This is a genomic window from Actinomadura miaoliensis (genome assembly GCF_039536785.1).
Lineage (GTDB): Bacteria > Actinomycetota > Actinomycetes > Streptosporangiales > Streptosporangiaceae > Spirillospora > Spirillospora miaoliensis.
In genome coordinates, this window is the sequence record NZ_BAAAZG010000089.1 from 1 (window position 1) to 20,380 (window position 20,380).

Genomic DNA, 20,380 nt, shown 5'->3' on the forward strand with positions numbered 1-20,380 from the left:
CCGCGCCCACGCCGCCGGGCTCGGCCGGGCCGCGCGGGAGCGGCGGACGCCCCGCGGGCGCCGGAGCGCGCGCGGACGGCGGACACCCCGCGAACGTCTGACGCGGTGCGCGCGCCGGGCCCGAGGGCCGCGCGTCGCCTGTGGTCCGGGCACCATGGTCGTGCCACACCTCCCCGAAAGCACCGGGGAAGCGTTACACGGCCGTGCGGCGGCGTGCCCGGGCACTTCGGTGAGGTTTACCGAGCCGAAAGCCGCGCTTCACCCGCGGCACAACCGCCCGCGTCCGCGATCGACCGTCCGCGCGTGGAATGTCCGCTACCGCAGCCGGGGCAGCACCTGGTCGCGGTAGAACTCGAAGAACCCGTCGGGCTCGGGGCCGATCTGGTTGACGTAGATCTCGTCGAACCCGGCCTCGACGAACGGGCGGATCGCGGCGACATGCCGTTCCGGGTCGGGGCCGCACGGCACGTTCTCGCGGATCATGTCCTCGGTGACGAGCTGCCCGAGCTGGTCGAAGTGCCGCGGCACCTGCAGGATCTGCGCCGCCTCGCCCTCGATCTGCTCGTTGCGCCACAGCCGGTGGACGGTCTTGACGGCCTGTCCCTCGTCCTGCCCCCAGCACGCCTTCAGACCGGCCTGCATGGGCTTGCCGTGCCCGCCGGCGCTGCGGAACGACTGGATGGGGCCCGGGTCGGGCATGGTCGTCATGAAGCCGTCGGCGATGCGGCCCGCCAGTGACGCGGCCCGGTCGCCGAACCCGGACATGTAGATGGGCGGCGGCGCGTCCGGCAGCGTGTAGAGCCGGGCGGTGTCCACGCGGAAGTGCCGGCCGCGGTGGGTGATCTGGCGGCCGCCGAACAGCGCCCTGATGATCTCGACGGCCTCCTCCAGCATCTCCAGGCGCTCGGCGGCCGGCGGCCAGGGCGCGCCGGTGATGTGCTCGTTCAGCGCCTCCCCGCTGCCGAGCCCGAGCCGGAACCGGCCGTTCAGCATCACCTGGCTGGTGGCGGCGGCCTGCGCCACGATCGCCGGGTGGATCCGGAAGGTCGGGCAGGTGACCGCCGTGGTGATCGGCAGCGACACGGCCTGCGACAGGGCGCCGATCACCGACCAGACGAACGGGCTCTGGCCCTGCTCGTCCAGCCACGGATGGAAGTGGTCGGAGATCCACAGCGCCTCGAACCCGGCCTGCTCGGCCAGCCGCGCCTGCCGGATCAGCTCCTCGGGTCCGTGCTCCTCGCAGGACAGGAAGTAACCGAAGGTCGTCATGGACGCATTCCCCCCTGTTGCCTGGACGTTCGCCTGGACGTTCGCCTGGACGTCGCGCCGCCCCCGCGCCCGTCTCACGCGGGCGCGGCGGGTCGTGCGGGCACGGCGAGCGGTTCAGCCGGCGGTTCAGCGGGCGCGGGCGCCCTCGCGCAGCCGTTCGGGATCGACCTCGCGGGACGGGTTGCGCCGCAGGTACTCGGCCTCCAGCTGGTTCATCCGCCGGGTGTGCTCGCCGAACGCCTGGTCGGCGGCGTGCCGCAGGGCGTCCATCCGGGTGTCGTAGAGATGCCCCAGTTCCCGCAGGAGGTCCTGGTCGCTGAGCGCGCTGGGTTGGACTCCGGTCGTCATGACCCCAATCCTCAAGATCGTCCTGATGTGCGTACCTGACGCCTACCCGACCGCAGCACGGCAAACATGCTCACGGCGCGGTCTCACGGCACGGGGGCTCAGTGCGCACGCGGGCAGAACACGGCCAGGGCGCCCGCCCGCTTGCCGAAACGGACCTTGGTGGACACCGACGAGACCTCTCCGTCCCGGGCCACCCGCAGGTCGCCGTTCAGCGAGACCAGCTCCAGCGCGCCGCCGCGCCAGGCGCGGTAGCCGGGGGTGAGGTGCAGGTGCCCCAGCAGCACCGCCGCGAGCGCGCGCAGGCGCGGCGCCCGCCGTCCCGTCGTGACCATGCGGATGTCGAGCTGCCCGTCGTCCAGGTGCCGCCGCCAGGTGGGCGCCGGGCCCCGCGAGCCGTACAGGCAGTTGCCGACGAACGCCAGCCAGACCTTGCGGGGCCGGCCGTCCACCGTCATGTCGACGGGCCGGGCGTGCCGCAGGGTCCGGACGGCCGCGACCGCCAGCGCGGGCCACTTGCCGAGCCGCCGCTCCAGGCGTTCGCGCCGGTCCACCAGCTCGGCGTACGCGCCGAAGCTGGCGGTGTTGAGGAAGACCATCGGCTCGTCGGCCGCGCCGCCGGCGACGATCTCCCCCACGTCCACCCGGGCCAGACAGCCGTCCCGGTACGCGTTGACCGCGTGCATCGGCGACTCGACGCCGAGGGCCCGCGCGAAGTGGTCGAACGTGCCGCCCGGGATCGGCAGCAGCGGCACGTCGTGCCGCAGCGCCGCCCGCGCGCCCGCGTTGACCGTGCCGTCCCCGCCGACGATCGCCAGCACCTCGGCCCGCGCGGCGGCGTCGTCCAGGGCGCGCTCGACGTCCTCGTCCGGGCCCACCCGGACGATCTCGGCGCCCGGCAGCTCGCGCTGCAGCACCGCGATCGCCGACTCGGCGACCGTCGGCACCAGCGGCCCGCCGCCGTTTCCGCCCGCGCCCGACCCGACGTTCACCACCGCCACCACGCCGCACCCCTCCGGGTGGATCCTGACGTGCTCCGCGGCGGTCGGGGTCGCCCGCGCCACCGGCGGGCGGGCGGGCCACACCAGCCGCGTGCCGAGCCCGGCCGCCACCCCGATGCCCAGCCCCGCCAGCACGTCCCCGGGATAGTGCGCCCCGGTGTAGACGCGGGAGAACGCCACGGCGCCGGCGGTGAGCGCGACCGGCACGGCCACGGCGGCCGGCGCCTCCATCGCCACGCCCGTCGCGAAGGCCCCCGCCGACGCCGAGTGGCCGGACGGGAACGCGGGCGAGGTCGGCAGCCGGAACCGGATCCGGATCGGCGGCACCAGGTCCACGACCGGGCGCTTGCGCCGGAACGCGTGCTTGCCGACCAGGTTCACGGCCGGGCTGGCCACCGCGATCGCGATCGCGCCGCGCAGCCCGGCGCGCCGCAGCCGCGCCTGCCGCGTCATGCCGAGCGCCCCCGCCGTGGTGAACCACAGCACACCGTGGTCGGCGAACCGCGACAGGCGCGGCAGCACGTACTCCAGGCCGGGCAGCCGGGCCGCGGCGACCTGCTCGAACGCCCGCCGGTCCAGCCGGTGCAGGGCACGCCACACCGGCCCCCGGAAAACGATCCGTCGACGGGTCACCCCACCACCGCGCACGTCCACCGCCATTCCCGCCGCCGGCGCCCCCGGCCGTCGCGACGGCCGTCCCGGCGCCTTCCGGTGATTCGCCTGCATGCCCGGGGTATCCCCGAGGAGTCGGACATGATTCCCAAAGATCTCAAATCAGGGGTCACATGCGTGCGATCGTCCCGCACAGGAGGCGGACTGCAATAGGCTTCCCGGCATGAGTCACCCGGAACGGCTCAGCTCCCCGGGTGGCGAGCCGGTCGGCACCATCACGGACCCTTCCCACATGAACGGACGGGTCGGTGAGTCCCTGGCCGAGTTCGCCAAACGGCACGGGCTGACACGCAGCGCCGCCCGCCCCCCGCTGCGCAGGTACGTCCAGGAGCTGTGGCAGCGCCGGACGTTCATCTGGGCGTTCGCCTCGGCCAAGACGGCCTCCACCTACTCCGCCTCGCGCCTGGGCCAGCTGTGGCAGGTCCTCACCCCGCTGCTGAACGCCGCCGTCTACTACCTGATCTTCGGCGTGCTGCTCGACACCAAGCGGGACATCGACAACTTCACCGCCTACCTGATCACGGGCGTGTTCGTCTTCACGTTCACCCAGCGGTCGCTGACCGCCGGGGCCAAGTCGGTGGGCAACAACCTGTCGTTGATCCGCGCGCTGCACTTCCCCCGGGCGTCGCTGCCACTCGCCTACGTGCTGATGGAGCTGCAGCAGCTGCTGATCTCGATGGGGCTGCTGGTGGTGATCGTGCTGGCCACCGGCGAGATGCCCAGCTTGCACTGGCTGCTGATCGTTCCGGTCCTCCTGCTGCAACTACTGTTCAACATCGGGATCAGCCTGGCCATCGCCCGCGCGGGCGCATTCGTGCGCGACATCCAGCAACTGCTGCCGTTCATCACCCGCACCTGGCTCTACTTCTCCGGGGTCTTCTTCTTCATCCCGAAGATGACCCACAAGTTCGACACCTCGGGTCATCCCTGGGTCGGGCACATCCTGGAGGCCAACCCGGGGGCGGTCTACATCGAGCTGATGCGGACCTCCCTGCTGGAGTCGTTCCGCCAGAACCTCGTCCCGTACGACCCCAACTACGCCCGCCTGTGGCTGTACGCGGTTCTGTGGGCCGTGATCGCCTTCGTCGGCGGATTCTGGTACTTCTACCGTGCGGAGGAGAGGTACGGCCGTGGCTAAGGCGCTCAAAGAGAAGATCGCGATGACCACAGGGGCGCAGCCGGAGGTCGTCATCGACCCCGACCGCGAGCCGATCGTCGTGGTGGACGGCCTGCACATCGTCTACCGGGTCTACAGCGCCGGCGGCGGCAAGGGCACGGCGGCGACCGCGCTGCTGCGCATCCTGCGGCGGGAGAACCGGCCGCAGATGAAAGAGGTGCACGCGGTCCGCGGGGTGTCGTTCATCGCCTACCGCGGCGACGCCATCGGCGTGATCGGCACCAACGGCTCGGGCAAGTCCACGCTGCTCAAGGCGATCGCCGGGCTGCTGCCCCCGGCCCGCGGCGCCGTCTACACCGACGGGCAGCCGTCCCTGCTGGGCGTCAACGCCGCGCTGATGCGCGACCTGTCGGGCTCGCGCAACATCATCCTGGGCTGCCTGGCCATGGGCCTGTCCCAGGAGGAGACCAAGCAGCGCTACGACCAGATCGTCAAGTTCGCCGACCTCAAGCCGGGCTTCATCGACTACCCGATGTCGACCTACTCCTCCGGCATGGGCGCCCGGCTGCGCTTCGCCATCGCCGCGGCCCGCACCCACGACGTGATGCTCATCGACGAGGCCCTGGCCACCGGCGACGCCAAGTTCAAGCGCCGCAGCAAGGCCAAGATCGACGAGCTGCGCAAGAACGCCGGCGCGGTCTTCCTGGTCGCCCACAACCTCGACGTGATCGAGGAGACCTGCAACCGCGTCATCTGGCTGGACGAGGGCCGCGTCAAGATGGACGGCGACCCCGAGGAGGTCCTCTCCGCCTACACCGAGGCCACCGGCAAGTAGAACCCCCTCCCGCACACGTCCCCCGCCCGGATGCCGATCGGCGACCGGGCGGGTTTTTCGTCCGCGCGCCGCCTTCCGGGCCGTGCGCGCCCGCGCGTGCCGGGCACCCCTGGTACAGATGGGGTTGGGAAAACGGATGATCTGATGAGGAGGTCGCATGGCCGCCAAGCCACCGCTTCCGCACGAGTACCTGCCGCAGGTGCCGTCGTTCACGCTGACCAGCGACGACATCGCCGAGGGGCAGCGGCTGGCCGAGGAGCACGTGTTCAACGACTGGGGCTTCAGCGGCGGCAACCGGTCGCCCCAGCTGAGCTGGTCCGGCTTCCCCGCCGAGACCCGCAGCTTCGCGGTCACCTGCTTCGACCCCGACGCGCCCACCGGCAGCGGCTTCTGGCACTGGGTGCTGTTCGACATCCCCACCGACATCGTGTCGCTGCCGACCGGCGCGGGCACCGAGGACGCCAAGGTCGGCGTGCACGCCCGCAACGACTACGGCATCAAGGCGTACGGCGGGAGCGCCCCGCCGCCCGGCGAGCCGCACCGCTACGTGTTCACCGTGCACGCCCTGGATGTCGAGTCGCTGGGCCTGGACTCCGACGCCTCGCCCGCCGTGGTCGGGTTCAACATCACCGCCCACACCGTGGCCCGCGCCTCGATCGTCGCGCTGTACGGGGTCGAGAGCTCCTGACCGCTCCCTGACGTGGAGAGCCCCTTCGCGAGGGGCTCTCCACGTGGTCTCCGCCGAGCCTGCGCGTCAGCGCGGGGACGTGGGGTCGGGGCGGCACGTCGTGGCGGAGGCCGTCCAGGCCGTCGGCGGTGAGCCACACCAGCGCCGCCCGCACCAGGATCGCCGTGAGGTGACCGCCGTTCGGCCCCCAGGCGGCCCATTCGGGGGAGAGTTCGGCGGTGTAGTGGCCGTTCTCGCCGGTCACGGCGGCGTCGGCGGCAAGGTCTCCCATGGGCGGTCAGTGGCCGGTGGCGCCGTCGATGCGTTCGCGCAGCAGGTCGGCGTGGCCGTTGTGGCGCGCGTATTCCTGGATCATGACCGTGTAGACGAACCGCAGGTTCATCTCCACCTCGCGGCGCGGATCGAGGAACGTCTCGTCCAGGGAGCGTCCGGCGGTCGTCCGGCGGACGGTCTCGATCTCGTCGAGATAGGCGGCGTAGTCGGCCGCGGCGTCGGCGCCGTCGACGGTGAACTCGGCGGTCATGTCGTCCTCGGTGACGTAGAGGTAGCCGGGCCGTTCACCGGCGAAGCGGTACCGGAACCAGTCCCGTTCCACTTCCGCCATGTGCCGGACGATGCCGAGCAGCGAAAGGTTCGACGGTTCGACGCCGCGCAGTTTCAGCTGTTCCTCGGTCAGGCCGCCGCATTTCCACAGAAGCGTCTGCCGATGGAAGTCGAGCCAGGAGTCGGCGAGCGCACGCTCGTCCCCGGTCAGATGCCGTGTCCAGCCGCGTTCCAGTGTGACTTCCGGTGCCACCCATCCCATCGCGCCATTATCACCACGCGGACGCGGCCCGGCCATCGCGTTTCGGGCGGCCCCGGTGGGGACGGTGGCCCGTGCCGGGCGTCGTCCCAGGCCGCCGGGCGGGTGGCCCGGGACGACCCGATCAGCCGGAGGCCTCGCCCGCGGCCATGGCCTTCACGTCGTCGGTGCTCAACGGCCGCCCGCCGACGCCCCAGGAGCCGCTCTTGACGTCCTCGACGATCACCAGGGTCAGGGAACGCATGTTCTCGCCCTCGATACCGACCATCGCGTCGGTCAGCCTCTTCACGATCTCCGCCTTCTGAGCCTCGCTGAACACGCCCTCGAGCACCTTCACATTGATCAACGGCATCCGTCCGCCCCCCTCGGTTCGTGCGACGTTCGCGCCGCACTGTCGCAACATGACGGCCACCGGTGTGACACCACTGCCGTATCCGGCGGGCGGCGGCTCAACCCTCCGACGCCGGCGATCACGGCCGCGCAGGTGCTGGAAGGCCCGACGAGCGGCACCGGATCCGCGACGCCGCGATCTCAGGTGAGCAGCCAGCCTCCGTCGATGTCGAGGTTGACGCCGTTGACGGACGGGTTGCGCAGCAGGAAGGCGACCGCGTCGGCCACGTCGTCCATGGTGGCGAGACGTCCGGTGGGCGTGCGGGAGACGATGGCGTCGAGGGGCTTGTCGCGCCAGAACGGGCTGTCGCCGACGATGCCCGGGTGCACCGCGTTGACGCGGATCGGCGCCAGCTCCACGGCGAGGGTGCGGACGAGCCCCGTGACGGCGCCGTTGACGGCGGACACCATCGTCGACCCCGGGTAGGGGCGGTCCTTGGCCAGGCCGCCGAAGATGACGATCGACCCGTCGCGGCTCATGCGCGGCAGCAGCGCGTGCACGACCTCGGTGTAGCCGACGAGCTTGAGCGTGGCCAGGCGTTGCGCGCCGTCCAGCCGGTAGTCGGCGGCGGTGTTCTGGTCGCGTTCGATCGCGGCCAGCACCACGTGGTCCACGTGCTCCACGTCGGCGAGCGCGGAGGCGATCTCGCCGGGACGGGTCAGGTCGAGGGCGAGGCCGCGGGCGCCGCCGATCTCCTTGGCGGCGGTGGCGGCGCGGGACGCGTCCCGCCCGGTGATGATCACGTCGGCGCCCCGGGCGGCGTGTTGCCGGGCGATCTCGCGGCCGATGCCGGACGTGCCGCCCACGATCAGGATGGTCGTCATGAGGTCGCTCCTTCGCCGCGCAGGGGCTCCCAGTCGCGGACGAACCTGTAGGAATGGCGTGAGGGCGGTTGCGGTGCCTGCGTCTCCAGCCAGCGGACGCGTCCCGGTCCCGCGTTGGTGAACGAGTGCACGCAGCCCGCGCCCGCCCACGCGATGTCGCCGGGGCCGAGCAGGTGCCGTTCGCCGTCGAACACGGCCTCGGTGCGTCCTTCCAGGATGAGGTACGTCTCCTCCAGCGGGTGGTCGTGCGGGCCCGCCACCCCGTCCCGCTCGTACTGCACCATGAACATGGTCGACAGCCGCGCGCCGAGTTCGCCGTCCACCATCATCTTGACGGTGATTCCGCTGTAGACGAGCAGGGCGGTGCGCATGCTCGCCGAGACCGCCAGCAGATCCTGGGTTTGTTTGTCCGGGTCCATGTTGGCGGGTTCGATATGGCCGTAGCGGCGGGTCCGCGGATCGCGTACGTCGACAGGGGACGGGGGTGCCACGGGGAAGGCGGGCACCTCGAATGTGTCGTGGTCGTATTGGGCGCGGGGCACGGGGGCTTGCATTTCGGCCCAGCGGCAGAGGGCGTCGCCGTCGTTGCGCCAAAGGTGGGGGACGCCGACCGGCACGATTCCGTAGTCGCCCGGCTGGACGCGGACGGAGCCTTCCGGTGTCGCGACGACAGCCGAGCCTTCCAGGACGTAGAACGATTCCTCGAACGAATGCATGTGCGCGTTCAGCGAAGCACCGGAGTCCAGTTCACAGATCGCGAATCCGGTGTGCACGGCGCCGGTGTGTTCACCGACTGCGGCCCAGCGCCGGTATCCGGGGGCGGGGGCGGTGAACTCGGCGTCCGCCGCCCTGCGCACCAGGTGTCGTACCGTCATGCCGCCTTCTCCACCTGGGCGAGGAGGCGGTCACGGGAGGCCTCGACCAGGGCGCGCGCCCGGTTCACGTCGGCGAGCAGCCGTCCGTCGCGCTTGCGGACCACCCCGCCGACGATCACCGTCTCCACGTTGGACACGTCCGCGCTCAGCGTGACTGCGGCGGCCGCGTCGTGCACCGGCGCCATGTTGATCGCGGTGGCGTCCACCACGACGACGTCGGCCTGCTTTCCGGGGGTGAGCGAGCCCGTGCGGTCTTCCAGCCCGGCGACGTGGGCGCCGTTGACCGTCGCGATCTCCAGCATCCGGCGGGCGGTGAGCATGGTGTCGGGGACGGGCGTGTCGGCCTCCCAGCAGGCGGCGTTGACGCGGGCGCGGTCGGCGGCGAACGCCGCGCGGATCTCGGTGAACATGTCGCCGGGGACGGTGGTGACCACGTCGGCGGACAGGCCGGGCCGCAGCCCGTGCTCCAGCGCCTTCATGACGGGCGGCCAGCCGTGCCCCATCTGCATCTCCACCTGCGGCGCGACGGAGACGGTGCCGCCCGTGTCGGCGACCAGGCGCCATTCCTCCTCGGACAGATAACAGCAGTGGACGTAGGTGGTGTCGGGGCCGAGCAGCCCGAGTTCGTTCAACTGCCTGACCATGTCGAAGCGGCCGGCCTGGCGGCCCATTCCGACGTGGACGGTGATGGGAATGGCCAGTTCGCGGGCGAGCGCCCATTCCGCGCGGACGACGTCGGGCACGCAGAACCCCGGGCCGCGCGTCGCGAGCGCCATTGTCAGCAGGCCGTCGCTGGACGAGAAATACGTGGAGCGGACGCGCCTCACGTCGTCGCCCGGAATGACGCGCTTGCTCTCGAACCAGTACTCGGCCAGGGAGGTGTTGGCGCTTCCGTAGGCGTACTGCGCGCGGATTCCCGCCTCCTGGAGTCCGCGGATGGCGGCGTCGGCGTGCTCGGGGGTGTTGTTGATGTGCGACCAGTCCACGAGCGTGGTGATTCCGGCGTTGAGGCATTCCAGCGCCCCGGCGAGATTGCTCGCGTGAACGTCCTCGGGGGTGTAGACGGGGGCGAAAGTGTCGAGGATGTCGACGAAGTAGTCGTCCAGGGTGGCGTCGGGGGCGACGCCGCGGATGGCGGACTCCCAGGTGTGCCGGTGGGTGTCGACGAATCCGGGGATGACGATGCGTCCGGCGACGTCGATGACCTCGGCGTCGGCGTCGATGTGGGGTCGCACGGCGGCGATCGTGCCGTCCTCGATGAGGACGTCGCCGGACGGCAGGTCGCCGAGGTCGGGGTCCATGGTGAGCACGTGGCCACCACGGAGGAGCATGCGATGGGTCATGGCCGCCTCCTGCATAGGGGTGGTGGGAGGTCGTGGGAAGTCAGTAGCGGACCAGGGCGCGTGCGGCTTCGGTGACTTTGTCGGCCGTCGGGATGACCTGGTCCTCCAGGACGTCCGCGAACGGCAGGGGGACGCAGGCGGCGGCGACCCGCCGCACCGGGGCGTCGAGCAGTTCGAACCCCTCGTCGGCGACGATCGAGGCGACGGTGCCGCCCCAGCCGCCCTGGTAGGGGTTCTCCTCCACGATCAGCAGGCGCGAGGTGCGCTGCAGCGAGCGCAGCACGGCCGCCATGTCCAGCGGGACGAGACAGCGCAGGTCGATGACCTCGGCACCGACTCCCTCGGCGGCCAGCCGGCCGGCGGCGGCCAGCGCGGTCGGCACGGTGGACGCCAGCGCCACGATCGTCAGGTCGTCGCCGCCGCGCACGACCGCGGCCTCCCCCAACTCCACCACGTGACCGTCCGGTGGCAGCGGGCCCTCGCTCGCCAGCAGGCCCTTGTGCTCGAAGAACACCACGGGGTCGGGGCTGCGGATCGCGGCGGCCATCATGCCGATCACGTCGGCGGCGGTGGACGGCGCGGCGATCTTCAGTCCGGGCACGGTCAGCGCCCAGTTCTCCACGGCCTGCGAGTGCTGGGCGCCGAAGCCCAGGCCGCCGCCGTTGGCGGTGCGCACCACCAGCGGGACGGTGACCTGCCCGCCGGTCATGTACCGGACCTTGGGGATCTCGTTGGCCAGGTAGTCCCAGCAGCAGGCCAGGAAGTCGCTGAACATGATCTCGGCGACGGGCCGCAGCCCGGTCATCGCGGCGCCCATCGCGGCCCCGACGATGGCCTGCTCGGAGATCGGGGTGTCCCAGACCCGTTCGGGGCCGAACTCCTCGAACAGCCCGGCGGTCGTCTTGAACACGCCCCCGGCCGCGCCGATGTCCTCGCCCAGGCACACCACCGCCGGGTCGCGGCGCATCTCGCGGGCGATGCCCTCGGCGACCGCCGCCCGGTAGGTGATCACGTCCGCCATGCCGCGCCTCCGTCCGCCCACACGTCGGTGAACGCCTCGGCCGGGTCGGGGCCGGGCGCGCCCTCGGCCGCCGCGACGGCCGCGTCCACGGCGGCGCGGACGCGTTCGTCGGCCTCCAGCACCTTCGCTTCCGGGACGCCGAGCGCTTCGAGACGGGCCCGCGCCAGGTCGAGCGGGTCGTGCTTGAGCCAGCGTTCGACCTCCTCTGCGGGCCGGTACCTGGCCGGGTCGGCGCGGCTGTGCCCGTAGTGCCGGTACGTCCGCGCCTCGATGATCGACGGGCCGTCGCCGGCACGGGCGCGGGCGACCGCCCGTCCCACCGCCTCGGCGACCACGACCACGTCGTTGCCGTCGATGACCTCGCCGTCCAGACCGTACGCCGACGCGCGGTCGGCGGCCGGGTTGGCGACGGCCGTCACCGTCCCGATCGGCGTGTACTCCATGTAGAGGTTGTTCTCGCAGACGAACACGACGGGCAGCGACCACACCGCCGCCAGGTTGAGCGCCTCGTGGAACGCCCCGATGTTGGTCGCGCCGTCCCCGAAGAACGCCACCGCGACCTGCCCGCTGCCGCGCAGCTTCGCCGACCACGCCGCGCCCGCCGCCATCGGCAGGTGCGCCCCCACGATCGCGTACGAGCCGAGCATCCCCGACGACGCCTTCGTCAGGTGCATCGAGCCGCCCTTGGCCCCGCACACGCCCGTGGCCTTGCTCATCAGCTCGGCCAGGCACTCCTCCGCGCTCGCGCCGCGCGCCATCGCGTGGTGGTGGCCGCGGTAGGTGGCGAACACGTAGTCGTCGTCGCGCAGCGCCGCGCTCGCGCCCACCGCGACCGCCTCGTGCCCGGCGGCCAGGTGCGTCGTGCCCTTGACCAGTCCCGCCATGAACAGGTCGTGCGCCGCCTTCTCGGTGCGGCGGATCAACGCCATCCGCTCGTACAGCCCCAGCAGCTCCCCGGCGCCGATCACCGGGGGCCGCCGTTGTCGCGGTTCAGGTGCGACTCGGGCTCGCGCAGCGTGTTCAGCGCTCCCCCGGCCGTCCAGTACCTGCGCCCGGCCACCAGCAGCTCCTCCGCCGGGAACTTGGTGATGACCTCGCAGCCGTCCGCCGTCACCACCACCTCCTCCTCGATGCGGGCCGCGGACCAGCCGTCGGACGCGGGCCAGTACGTCTCCAGCGCGAACACCATGCCCGCCTCCAGCGTCTCGGGATGGTCCGGCGACACCAGCCGGCTGAAGATCGGCTTCTCCCAGATCGACAGCCCGACGCCATGGCCGTACTGCAGGGCGAACGCGGCCGTCTCATCGGCGAACCCGAACTCCTGCGCCCGCGGCCAGACCGACACGATGTCGGCCGTCGTCGCCCCCGGCTTGACCAGCGAGATCGCCTCGTCCATGTACTCGCGGCAGCGCACGTAGGCGTCCCGCAGCGCCCGCGACGCGCTGCCGACCGCGAACGTGCGGTAGTAGCAGGTGCGGTAGCCCAGGTGGCTGTGCAGGATGTCGAAGAACGCGGGGTCGCCCGGACGGACGATCCGGTCGCTGTAGACGTGCGGGTGCGGCGAGCACCGCTCCCCCGAGATCGCGTTCACGCCCTCGACGTACTCGCTGCCCAGGTCGTACAGCACCTTGCTGACCAGCCCCACGCACTCGTTCTCGCGGACGCCCGGACGCAGGAACCCGTACAGCTCCTCGTAGGCGGCGTCCACCATGGAGCACGCCTGGGTCAGCAGCGCTATCTCGTCGCGGGTCTTGACGCGGCGGGCCTCCATGAACACCTGCTGGCCGTCCAGCACGTCGACGCCTTCGTCGCGCAGCGCGAACAGCACCGGCGGCTCGACCACGTCGACACCGAGCGGCTCGTTGTGCAGCCCGCGCTCCCGCAGCACGGTCGCGACCTTCTTCGCCACGTCGGCGGCGATGCCCGCCTCCGGCGGGAAGGCGCCGCGCAGCGTGGAGATCCCCGCACGCGCGCCGTCGCCCAGCCAGGGGTTGTAGATCTGGTGGTGCCGCGCCGCCGACCCGAAGTCCCAGATGACGGGGTCGCCGTCGCGGGTCAGCAGGGCGAACCGGATCAGCTTGTCCATCGCCCACGTGCCGATGTGCGTCGCGGTCATGTAGCGGATGTTGGAGAAGTCGAACGCCAGCACCGCGCCGAGGTCGGACCGGGCCAGATGCTCTCTCAGCCTGCGCAGCCGCTCGCGCCGCAGCCGGCCGAGGTCGACGCGCTCCTCCCAGTCGACCGCGTTGGGCCCGAAGGTCCTGATCGCCACCGCCGGTTCACCTCCAAGCTCGCCCCCTTCAATGAAGTACCGGTGAACACTTCTGTCAATAGTCACTGAACATTCGCCGATGACCGTTCATGACTGCTGTACGCTCAATTGGGGAAGGGAGGTGGACGATGTCCGTCCCACCCGTCGGCGCGCGCATCCGCGAAGAGCGCCTCAAGCGCGGCGTCACACTCCGCGCCCTGGCCCGCGCCGTCGGGGTGTCCGCGAGCATGGTCTCCCAGATCGAGACGGGCAAAAGCCAGCCGTCCGTCAGCACCCTCTACGCCATCACCCAGTCCCTGGGCATCTCCATAGAAGACGTCTTCAACGCCACCCCTGGCGACATCCCGCCCCCGGAGCCCGAGCCCCCAGCGGCGGCGTCCGTCCCACAGCCCGCCGCAGCCCCCGCCATGGTGGTCACGGTTCCGTCCCCCAGCCGGGAAGACGCCGCCCCGTTGCCCGCCGCTCCACACGCGGCGCCCGTCGAGGAGGGCTCCGGTGACGAATCGGCCGCCGACGGAAAGGCCGTGAGTTCAGCGGCGGCCGAGACTCTTTCGTTCATGGGGCCGTTGCTGCGGTCTGGGGAGCGGGAAGTGCTGGAGCTGGAGTCGGGCGTGACGTGGGAGCGGCTGGGACATGTCCCCGGCACGAACGTGGACTTCCTGCTCGTCACCTACGCGCCGGGCGGGTCGTCGTCCGGCACCGGCAAGCTCATGCGGCACGGAGGCGTCGAACACGGGTACCTCCTCGAAGGCGAGCTGACGCTCACGCTGGGCTTCGAGACCCACCGGATGCGGCCGGGCGACTCGGTGTCATTCCCCTCGGCCACACCGCACCGCTACCAGAACGAGGGCGACGTCCCGGCGGTGGGCGTCTGGTTCGTCCACGACACCGAGACCCCTTGGCCTCCGACGCGTTAACGAGGAGCGGACATGGACGTCGGCTGGATCGGAACGGGCCGAATGGGCACGGCCATGGTCGAGCGACTGGCCGACGCCGACGTGAACGTGACCGTCTGGAACCGCACCATCGCCAAAGCCGAACCGCTGCGCGACCACGGCGCGACCCTCGCCGGTTCGCTCGCCGAAATGCGCGGCAAGCAGGTCGTGTTCACGATGCTCACCAACGACGCAGCCCTCAGAGCCGTACTGACGGGCGACGACGGGCTCCTCGCAGGAACCGACCAGGTACCGGATGTCATCGTCGACTGCTCAACAGTGTCGCCGGAGACGTCGGCAGCCCTCCGCCAAGCGTGCGCGAAGCACGGAGCCGCGTTCCTCGCCGCTCCCGTCAGCGGAAACCCGGGAGCCGTCCGGGCAGGCCAACTCGCGATCGCCGTGTCCGGGCCCCGGGACGCCTACGACCGCGTGGCCCCGCTGCTCGAACGCATCGGCCGCTCGGTGAGCTACATGGGCGACGGCGACTCCGCCCGCCTGGTGAAGATCGCGCACAACCTGCTGCTGGGCGTGCTGACGCAGGGGCTGGCGGAGATCACCGTGCTGGCGGAGAAGGGCGGCGTCCCCCGGCACGCCGTTCTGGAGTTCCTCAACAACAGCGTGCTGGGCTCGGTGTTCACCCGCTACAAGACGCCCGCGTTCGTCAACCTCGACTACACGCCGACCTTCACCCCGCCGCTGCTGAAGAAGGACTTCGACCTGGGCCTCTCCGCGGCGCGGACCCTGGACGTCCCCATGCCGGTCGTCGAACTGACGGCACGGCTCGTCCAGTCTCTTGTGGAAAGCGGCCACGTCGACGAGGACTTCGCCGTCCTCCTCACCCAGCAGGCCACCGCCGCCGACCTGGAACTCACCCCGGAGAACGCCAACGTAGACGACGGCCTCCACCGCTGAGCCCGATCAGCAAATCACCTCGTCGCCGCCGGCCGCGGCCATGGCGAAAAGTTCAGGCGGAACCGGGGGCGGCCCACTGGCCTCGTCGGGGGTGCGGACATCTTGTCCGCACCCCCGACCATGAATTCCGCGCCGCGATCATCACTATGGGAGCGTATGCCGGGACAGGTTCGCGTACACGAGGAGAGCCCGCCCGGTGATCGAACAGTGGCTGGCCATGGCCGGTGATGGTCGCGAGTTCGAGGCATGGGACGAGATCACCCGCCATGCCGAAGAGCTGCCGGAGGAGGAAGTCCGGGCGCTGATCACCGCCCTGGCCGACTGGCCTGGCCGGCGCCCGATGCCGCACCGCTGGTGGGAGCGGCGCTCCCGGGGCGAGTGGGCGCCGTGCTTTCTCCTTGCCGACCACCGCGTGCTGTACGGGGACTTCGACACGCGCGCCGCACTTGAGGACAGACCGTACGATCCCGACGCACACGAGGAGTTCTACGGCACCTCGGCCATGGACGACGGTCTCTTCAGCGAATTCAACGCGATCGCGGTCAGCCCGGACCTGCGCTGGACGGCACTCGTCTCCGCGGCCGAGGGCAACACCTCCAGCGGCGGGCTGGAGGTGTTCGACGCCGAGACGGGAGCGTGGGACACCGACGGCGTCCAGGCGGACGACCACTACATCGGCTGGGGCGAGGACGTGGCCGTCAGCCCGGACGGCTCGCTCGTCGCGGCCGCGGGCAGGTTCGACCACCAGGTGACCGTCTGGCGCGTCCCGCGACTTGAACGGCTGTGGGCCGCCGGCTCGTGGCCAACGGCCCTCAAGGGGGCGGGGTACTCCCACATCGGCTTCAGCGGCGACGGAGAACTGATCGTGGCCGTGAGCTGCGCCACTCCATGGGACGAAACCGCGGAACGGCATGTCGTGGTGGCCGACAGCGAAACCGGCGACATCACATTCACGACGGCCACAGGTGTCGCGGGACACGCCGTGCTGGATCACTCCGGCACCCGGCTCGCCCTCGTCGGCCCGGACGGTGACGTGCTGATCTACCGGCTGCCCGACGGGGAGATCGTGGCCCGCCACCGTACGGCCCTTCCCGGCGCCGACACGCTCCTGCTCTCACCGGAGGGCGACACGGTCGTCGCCGGCGGCGACGGCGGCATGGAACTCCTCGGACGAGCCACCGGGCGTGTGCGGGCCGAGGGAACGTGCCGGGCCATGACCTGGTCGCCGGACGGGCCGCGCGCCCTGTTCACCTCGGAAGAGTCCGCCACGGTGATCGACGGCAAGGGCCGCGCGCTGTGGACACGCCATATCGAGGATCCAGGCGGCCTTCTGGCCGCCTTCACACCTGGCGGGCACACACTGCTCACGTTCGAGTCGTATCCCGCCGAGCTGACCGCCTGGTTCCTGACCCCCGATCCCCTCGCCCCGGAAGAGGCCGTGTGACTCACCCCGCTGACGTGATGAGGGCGTCGCCCAGGGGGGTGCGGTGGTAGAGGACGGTGCGGCCGGTGCGGGTCTTGGTCACCAGGCCGGAGGCGGCCAGCACGGCGAGGTGGCCGGCGGTGCCGCCGAGGCTGGCGTCCATGCGGGCGGCGAGCTGCGTCGTGGTGGCGGGGGCGGCCAGGGCGAGCAGAAGGCGGGCGCGCGTGCGGCCCAGCAGGCGGCCGAGGGTGTCGGGCGCTGGGGGCGGACGGCGCTCCCAGAGCACGGACAGGCCGCGCGCTCGGTAGAAGAGGGTGTTGGGCCAGTCGCGTTCGAGCTGGGCGCCCAGGTCGGAGAAGACGGTGGGGACGAACAGCAGGCCCGCCCCGGCCAGGCGGTAGCGGCCGGAGGACAGCAGGCCCGCCAGTTCGATGACGCCGCGGTCGGCGCGCCAGCGGACGCGGGGCGACAGGTCGTCCAGGGCGGCGCCCCAGCCGTAGGTGGCCAGGCGTCCGGCGCGGTAGATCAGGTCCTGGTCGAGGATCGCGCGCAGGACGGGCCACTCGGGGGCGATCAGGGCCGTCCAGGTCTTCTCCAGGGCGGCGGCCAGCAGTTCCACCATGCCGGGTGCCGAGAGGACGGCGCGCACCTGCGGGTCGGGGGCGGGCAGGCCCGCGAGGTTGCGGGCGACCTCGGCGCGGGCCAGGTCGGGTGGGGTGGCGCGGACCTGGGCCAGTTGCTCGCCGATGGTGGCGTTCGGGCGGTTCGGGGGCGGGGAGACGAAGTCGGCGATGTAGCCGCGGTTGCGTCCCAGGTGCGCCAGGGCGCGGACGGCGGGGTCGTCCATGAGCCCGGCGAACGTCGTGCGGGCGCGGGACGCCCATGACCGCAGGTGGCCGGGCGGGACGCGGCCGATGAGCACGCCGAGGGCAGTGTGCACCTCGATCAGGGGGGCGATGGCGAAGCGGCTGGCGGCCATGTCCCCCGGGCCGACCTCGATCTCGATCATTGTTTCGCTCCTGAGCGAAACGTTAGCCCTCCCGGGGGCGTGTCGTGACGATCGCTCGCATGACGTATCGCGCGGTCTTCGGGGTCGGCGAGTTCCGGGTGCTGTTCGGGCTGCACACGTTGTTCGTCGTGGGCGACACGGTGCGGATGCTCGGGCTGTCGGTCCTGGTGTACGAGGAGACGAGGTCGGCGCTGGCGTCCGCCCTGGCCTACGGGGCGGGGATGCTGCCGTACGTGGTCGGCGGCGCGTTCCTGCTGTCGCTGGCCGACCGGGTGCCGCCGCGGCCGTTGCTGGTGGGTTTCCACGTGCTGCGGACGGGGGTGACGGCCTCGCTGGCGCTGGGCCTGCCGACGTCGGCGGCGATCCTGCTGACGGCGGTGGCCGGGCTGTTCGCGCCGGTGGCGACGGCCGCGGCGACGGCCGTGCTGCCGGATCTGCTGCCCGGTGACGATTACGTGCTGGGACGGTCGCTGTTCACGATGACGGCGGCGGGGGCGCAGATCGGCGGGCACGCGGCGGGCGGACTGCTGCTGCTGGCGGTCGGGCCGGAGGGGGCGCTGTGGCTGGCGGCGGGCACTTCCCTGGTGGCGGCGGCGGGCGCGCGGGCGGGAGTGCGCAGGCGGCTGCCGAGGAAGGTCGCGGACGGCGCGTCGATGCGGGAGACGTGGCGGGTCAACCGGGTGCTGATGGCCGATCGCGGGACACGGGGCCTGATGCTCGCCCAGTGGCTGCCGATCTCGCTGGCGGTGGGCTCCGAGGGCGTGGTGATCCCGTACGCGGCGCACCTGGGACGCCCGGACGCGGCGGGCGCCATCCTCGCCTCCTACGCCGCCGGGATGCTGGCGGGCAACCTGGTCGTCGGGCGCGCGCGCAACAGGGAACGGCTCGCGCCGCCGCTGGCGATCATGATGGGGCTGCCGCTGCTGGTGTTCGCGGCGCGGCCGGGGGTGGCGGCGGCGTGCGCGCTGGCGGCGCTGTCGGCGTTCGGGCTGAGCTACGAGCTGGGCCTGCAGCGCAGGTTCCTGGACGCGGTCCCGCACGACATGCGCGGCCAGGCGCTCGGCCTGGCGAACATCGGGGTGATCACCGGCCAGGCGGCGTGCGTCGCGGCCGCCGGGGCGCTCGGCGAGGTGCTGCCGCCGGGCACGGTGATGGCCCTGTTCGGGGCGGCGTCGGCGGTCGCGGCCGCGGCGCTGGCGCGCACGATGCGCAAGCCCGCGGCGGGCCGGCCGACATGAACCGGCACGCCGCGGGTACCCGTGCTACCGCTGGAAGGGGAAGCGGTCGGCGAAGGCGGGTTTGAGATCGTCCAGCCACACGGCGTCGGGGTCGTACTCGGCGAAGAAGGGCCGGTTGACCAGGTCGGCGTCACGGCACTGGATGAAGTGCAGCGCGAAGACCTTCTGGCCGGCCAGCTCGACGACGCCGTCCACGCACACCTTGCCGGGGGTGGCGGACATGGACGGCCCGCGGACGGTGCGGGAGATGCCGGAGACGTTCTTGTAGGCGTCGCGGAAGATGTCCACGGCCCGGGCCAGCGGGACGGCGAAGTAGTCCTGCGGCCCGGTGTCACGCTCCACGAACATGTAGTACGGCACCATGCCCATGCGGGTCTGCTGCCGCCACATGTGCTCCCACACGCGGGGGTCGTCGTTGATGGTGCGGATGAGCGGGGCCTGGGTGCGGATGACCGCGCCGGTGTCGCGGATGCGGCGCACCGCCTCGGTGACGACCAGCGGCTCCAGCTCGCGCGGGTGGGTGAAGTGCGCCTGGAAGGCCAGGTTCTTGCCCGACTCCACGACCTGCTCGAACAGCCGGAGCATGTCGTCGGCGTCGGGGTCGGTGACGAACTTCTGCGGCCAGTAGGCCAGGGCCTTGGTGCCGATGCGGATCGACTCCAGCTGCTCCAGCTCCAGCAGCGGCTCGACGTAGCGGCGCAGCACCGGCTCGCCCATGATCATGGCGTCGCCGCCGGTGAACAGGACGCTGGTGACCTCCGGGTGCGCCCTGACGTAGTCGCGCAGCTGGAGGGCGTCGTCCCCGGCCATCTTGAGGTCGGGCTCGCCGACGAACTGCGCCCACCGGAAGCAGTAGGTGCAGTAGGCGTGACAGGTCTGCCCCTGTTTGGGGAAGTACAGCACGGTCTCGTCGTACTTGTGCTGGAGCCCAGGGATCTTGCCGTCGCCGAAGCTGGGGATGTTCAGCTCCATCTGCCCCGCGGGATGCGGATTGAGGCGCATGCGGACGGCGTGGGCGGCCGCGTCGATCTCCGCCTTGGGGGCGTCCCGGCGCAGCAGGTCGCTCAGGTGCGCGACGTCGTCGGCCGGGAGCATGTCCGGCTGCGGGAACACCAGCCGGTAGACGGGGTCGTCGGGGGCCGCGGACCAGTCGATGAGCTCCTCGACCACGTAGGCGTTGGTCCGGAAGGGCAGGACCGTCGCCACGGCCCGGGTGGCGAGCCGCTGTTCGGGGGTCAGCCCCGCGCGCGCGGTGAGCTCGTCGAGGTGCTTGGCCGTGAAGGCGCGGAACTTACGACCGGTGGATCGCACCGCGGGAGCCGCGTCGTTCACCAATGTCACGTGTTGGTACTCCTTGACTGTCAGCGGGGAACGCACCGGTCGGCGCGTCGTCACGGTGGGTGATCCC

The 20,380-nt window shown here is 71.7% G+C and carries 20 protein-coding genes; 7 read left to right on the plus strand and 13 right to left on the minus strand.

All coding sequences use genetic code 11. The features are described from left to right. Positions 1 to 315: 315 nt before the first annotated feature. The 3 genes from ABD811_RS43485 to ABD811_RS43495 all read right to left on the minus strand — a co-directional run bounded on the left by ABD811_RS43485 (position 316) and on the right by ABD811_RS43495 (position 3,248). A complete protein-coding gene (locus tag ABD811_RS43485) occupies positions 316 to 1,269 on the minus strand; it encodes an LLM class F420-dependent oxidoreductase (protein WP_344959619.1) in 954 nt (317 codons plus the stop codon). A 126-nt stretch (positions 1,270 to 1,395) separates the two neighbouring features. Continuing rightward, a complete protein-coding gene (locus ABD811_RS43490) occupies positions 1,396 to 1,617 on the minus strand; it encodes a DUF6158 family protein (RefSeq protein ID WP_344959621.1) in 222 nt (73 codons plus the stop codon). Between the two features lie 98 nt (positions 1,618 to 1,715). Continuing rightward, on the minus strand, positions 1,716 to 3,248 hold the full coding sequence (locus ABD811_RS43495; protein ID WP_344959623.1) for a bifunctional phosphatase PAP2/diacylglycerol kinase family protein: 1,533 nt from the start codon (positions 3,246 to 3,248) through the stop codon (positions 1,716 to 1,718). Positions 3,249 to 3,519: 271 nt separating this feature from the next. Here ABD811_RS43495 and ABD811_RS43500 point away from each other — a divergent pair, with 271 nt between their 5' ends. The 3 genes from ABD811_RS43500 to ABD811_RS43510 all read left to right on the plus strand — a co-directional run bounded on the left by ABD811_RS43500 (position 3,520) and on the right by ABD811_RS43510 (position 5,927). Next, positions 3,520 to 4,425 carry an ABC transporter permease gene (locus tag ABD811_RS43500; RefSeq protein ID WP_344959625.1) on the plus strand — a complete coding sequence of 302 codons (906 nt, stop codon included), beginning with the start codon at positions 3,520 to 3,522 and terminating at the stop codon, positions 4,423 to 4,425. A gap of 22 nt (positions 4,426 to 4,447) precedes the next feature. Further along, positions 4,448 to 5,239, plus strand: coding sequence for an ABC transporter ATP-binding protein (locus ABD811_RS43505; RefSeq protein WP_344959698.1), 792 nt, complete (start codon positions 4,448 to 4,450; stop codon positions 5,237 to 5,239). Between the two features lie 157 nt (positions 5,240 to 5,396). Beyond that, positions 5,397 to 5,927, plus strand: coding sequence for a YbhB/YbcL family Raf kinase inhibitor-like protein (locus tag ABD811_RS43510; RefSeq protein ID WP_344959627.1), 531 nt, complete (start codon positions 5,397 to 5,399; stop codon positions 5,925 to 5,927). A gap of 277 nt (positions 5,928 to 6,204) precedes the next feature. On the opposite strand, the gene ABD811_RS43515 is transcribed toward ABD811_RS43510, so the two are convergent. The 8 genes from ABD811_RS43515 to ABD811_RS43550 form a co-directional block, all read right to left on the minus strand. Then, positions 6,205 to 6,732 (minus strand): DinB family protein, encoded by a 528-nt coding sequence (locus tag ABD811_RS43515; protein WP_344959629.1) that lies wholly within the window; start codon positions 6,730 to 6,732, stop codon positions 6,205 to 6,207. Between the two features lie 121 nt (positions 6,733 to 6,853). Further along, entirely contained in the window at positions 6,854 to 7,132 is a 279-nt protein-coding gene (locus ABD811_RS43520) for a tautomerase family protein (RefSeq protein WP_344959700.1), read from the minus strand. A gap of 128 nt (positions 7,133 to 7,260) precedes the next feature. Continuing rightward, positions 7,261 to 7,944, minus strand: coding sequence for an SDR family oxidoreductase (locus ABD811_RS43525; RefSeq protein ID WP_344959631.1), 684 nt, complete (start codon positions 7,942 to 7,944; stop codon positions 7,261 to 7,263). Beyond that, the gene (locus tag ABD811_RS43530; RefSeq protein ID WP_344959633.1) at positions 7,941 to 8,819 is read right to left on the minus strand and encodes a cupin domain-containing protein; all 879 of its coding nucleotides are present in this window, start codon (positions 8,817 to 8,819) and stop codon (positions 7,941 to 7,943) included. The genes ABD811_RS43525 and ABD811_RS43530 overlap by 4 nt, the downstream gene beginning before the upstream one ends. Further along, positions 8,816 to 10,162, minus strand: coding sequence for an amidohydrolase family protein (locus ABD811_RS43535; RefSeq protein ID WP_344959635.1), 1,347 nt, complete (start codon positions 10,160 to 10,162; stop codon positions 8,816 to 8,818). Before ABD811_RS43535 ends, ABD811_RS43530 begins: the two co-directional genes overlap by 4 nt. A gap of 40 nt (positions 10,163 to 10,202) precedes the next feature. Further along, on the minus strand, positions 10,203 to 11,183 hold the full coding sequence (locus tag ABD811_RS43540) for an alpha-ketoacid dehydrogenase subunit beta (RefSeq protein WP_344959637.1): 981 nt from the start codon (positions 11,181 to 11,183) through the stop codon (positions 10,203 to 10,205). Beyond that, positions 11,171 to 12,151 carry a thiamine pyrophosphate-dependent dehydrogenase E1 component subunit alpha gene (locus ABD811_RS43545; RefSeq protein ID WP_344959639.1) on the minus strand — a complete coding sequence of 327 codons (981 nt, stop codon included), beginning with the start codon at positions 12,149 to 12,151 and terminating at the stop codon, positions 11,171 to 11,173. Before ABD811_RS43545 ends, ABD811_RS43540 begins: the two co-directional genes overlap by 13 nt. Then, on the minus strand, positions 12,148 to 13,455 hold the full coding sequence (locus ABD811_RS43550; protein WP_344959641.1) for a M24 family metallopeptidase: 1,308 nt from the start codon (positions 13,453 to 13,455) through the stop codon (positions 12,148 to 12,150). The genes ABD811_RS43545 and ABD811_RS43550 overlap by 4 nt, the downstream gene beginning before the upstream one ends. A 128-nt stretch (positions 13,456 to 13,583) precedes the next feature. Here ABD811_RS43550 and ABD811_RS43555 point away from each other — a divergent pair, with 128 nt between their 5' ends. From ABD811_RS43555 to ABD811_RS43565, 3 genes are all read left to right on the plus strand, one after another. After that, positions 13,584 to 14,372 (plus strand): helix-turn-helix domain-containing protein, encoded by a 789-nt coding sequence (locus tag ABD811_RS43555; protein ID WP_344959643.1) that lies wholly within the window; start codon positions 13,584 to 13,586, stop codon positions 14,370 to 14,372. A 12-nt stretch (positions 14,373 to 14,384) separates the two neighbouring features. Beyond that, the gene (locus tag ABD811_RS43560; protein WP_344959645.1) at positions 14,385 to 15,302 is read left to right on the plus strand and encodes an NAD(P)-dependent oxidoreductase; all 918 of its coding nucleotides are present in this window, start codon (positions 14,385 to 14,387) and stop codon (positions 15,300 to 15,302) included. Between the two features lie 196 nt (positions 15,303 to 15,498). Then, the gene (locus ABD811_RS43565) at positions 15,499 to 16,746 is read left to right on the plus strand and encodes a WD40 repeat domain-containing protein (protein WP_344959647.1); all 1,248 of its coding nucleotides are present in this window, start codon (positions 15,499 to 15,501) and stop codon (positions 16,744 to 16,746) included. A 1-nt stretch (position 16,747) separates the two neighbouring features. Here ABD811_RS43565 and ABD811_RS43570 read toward each other — a convergent pair whose 3' ends face one another. Then, a complete protein-coding gene (locus tag ABD811_RS43570) occupies positions 16,748 to 17,734 on the minus strand; it encodes a DUF5937 family protein (protein ID WP_344959649.1) in 987 nt (328 codons plus the stop codon). 59 nt (positions 17,735 to 17,793) lie between these two features. Here ABD811_RS43570 and ABD811_RS43575 point away from each other — a divergent pair, with 59 nt between their 5' ends. Further along, positions 17,794 to 18,972: an MFS transporter gene (locus ABD811_RS43575; RefSeq protein WP_344959651.1), complete on the plus strand. Its 1,179-nt coding sequence runs from the start codon at positions 17,794 to 17,796 to the stop codon at positions 18,970 to 18,972. 24 nt (positions 18,973 to 18,996) lie between these two features. Here the strand turns inward: ABD811_RS43575 and ABD811_RS43580 are convergent, their stop codons facing one another. Continuing rightward, a complete protein-coding gene (locus tag ABD811_RS43580; protein WP_344959653.1) occupies positions 18,997 to 20,313 on the minus strand; it encodes a KamA family radical SAM protein in 1,317 nt (438 codons plus the stop codon). Positions 20,314 to 20,380: the final 67 nt, after the last annotated feature.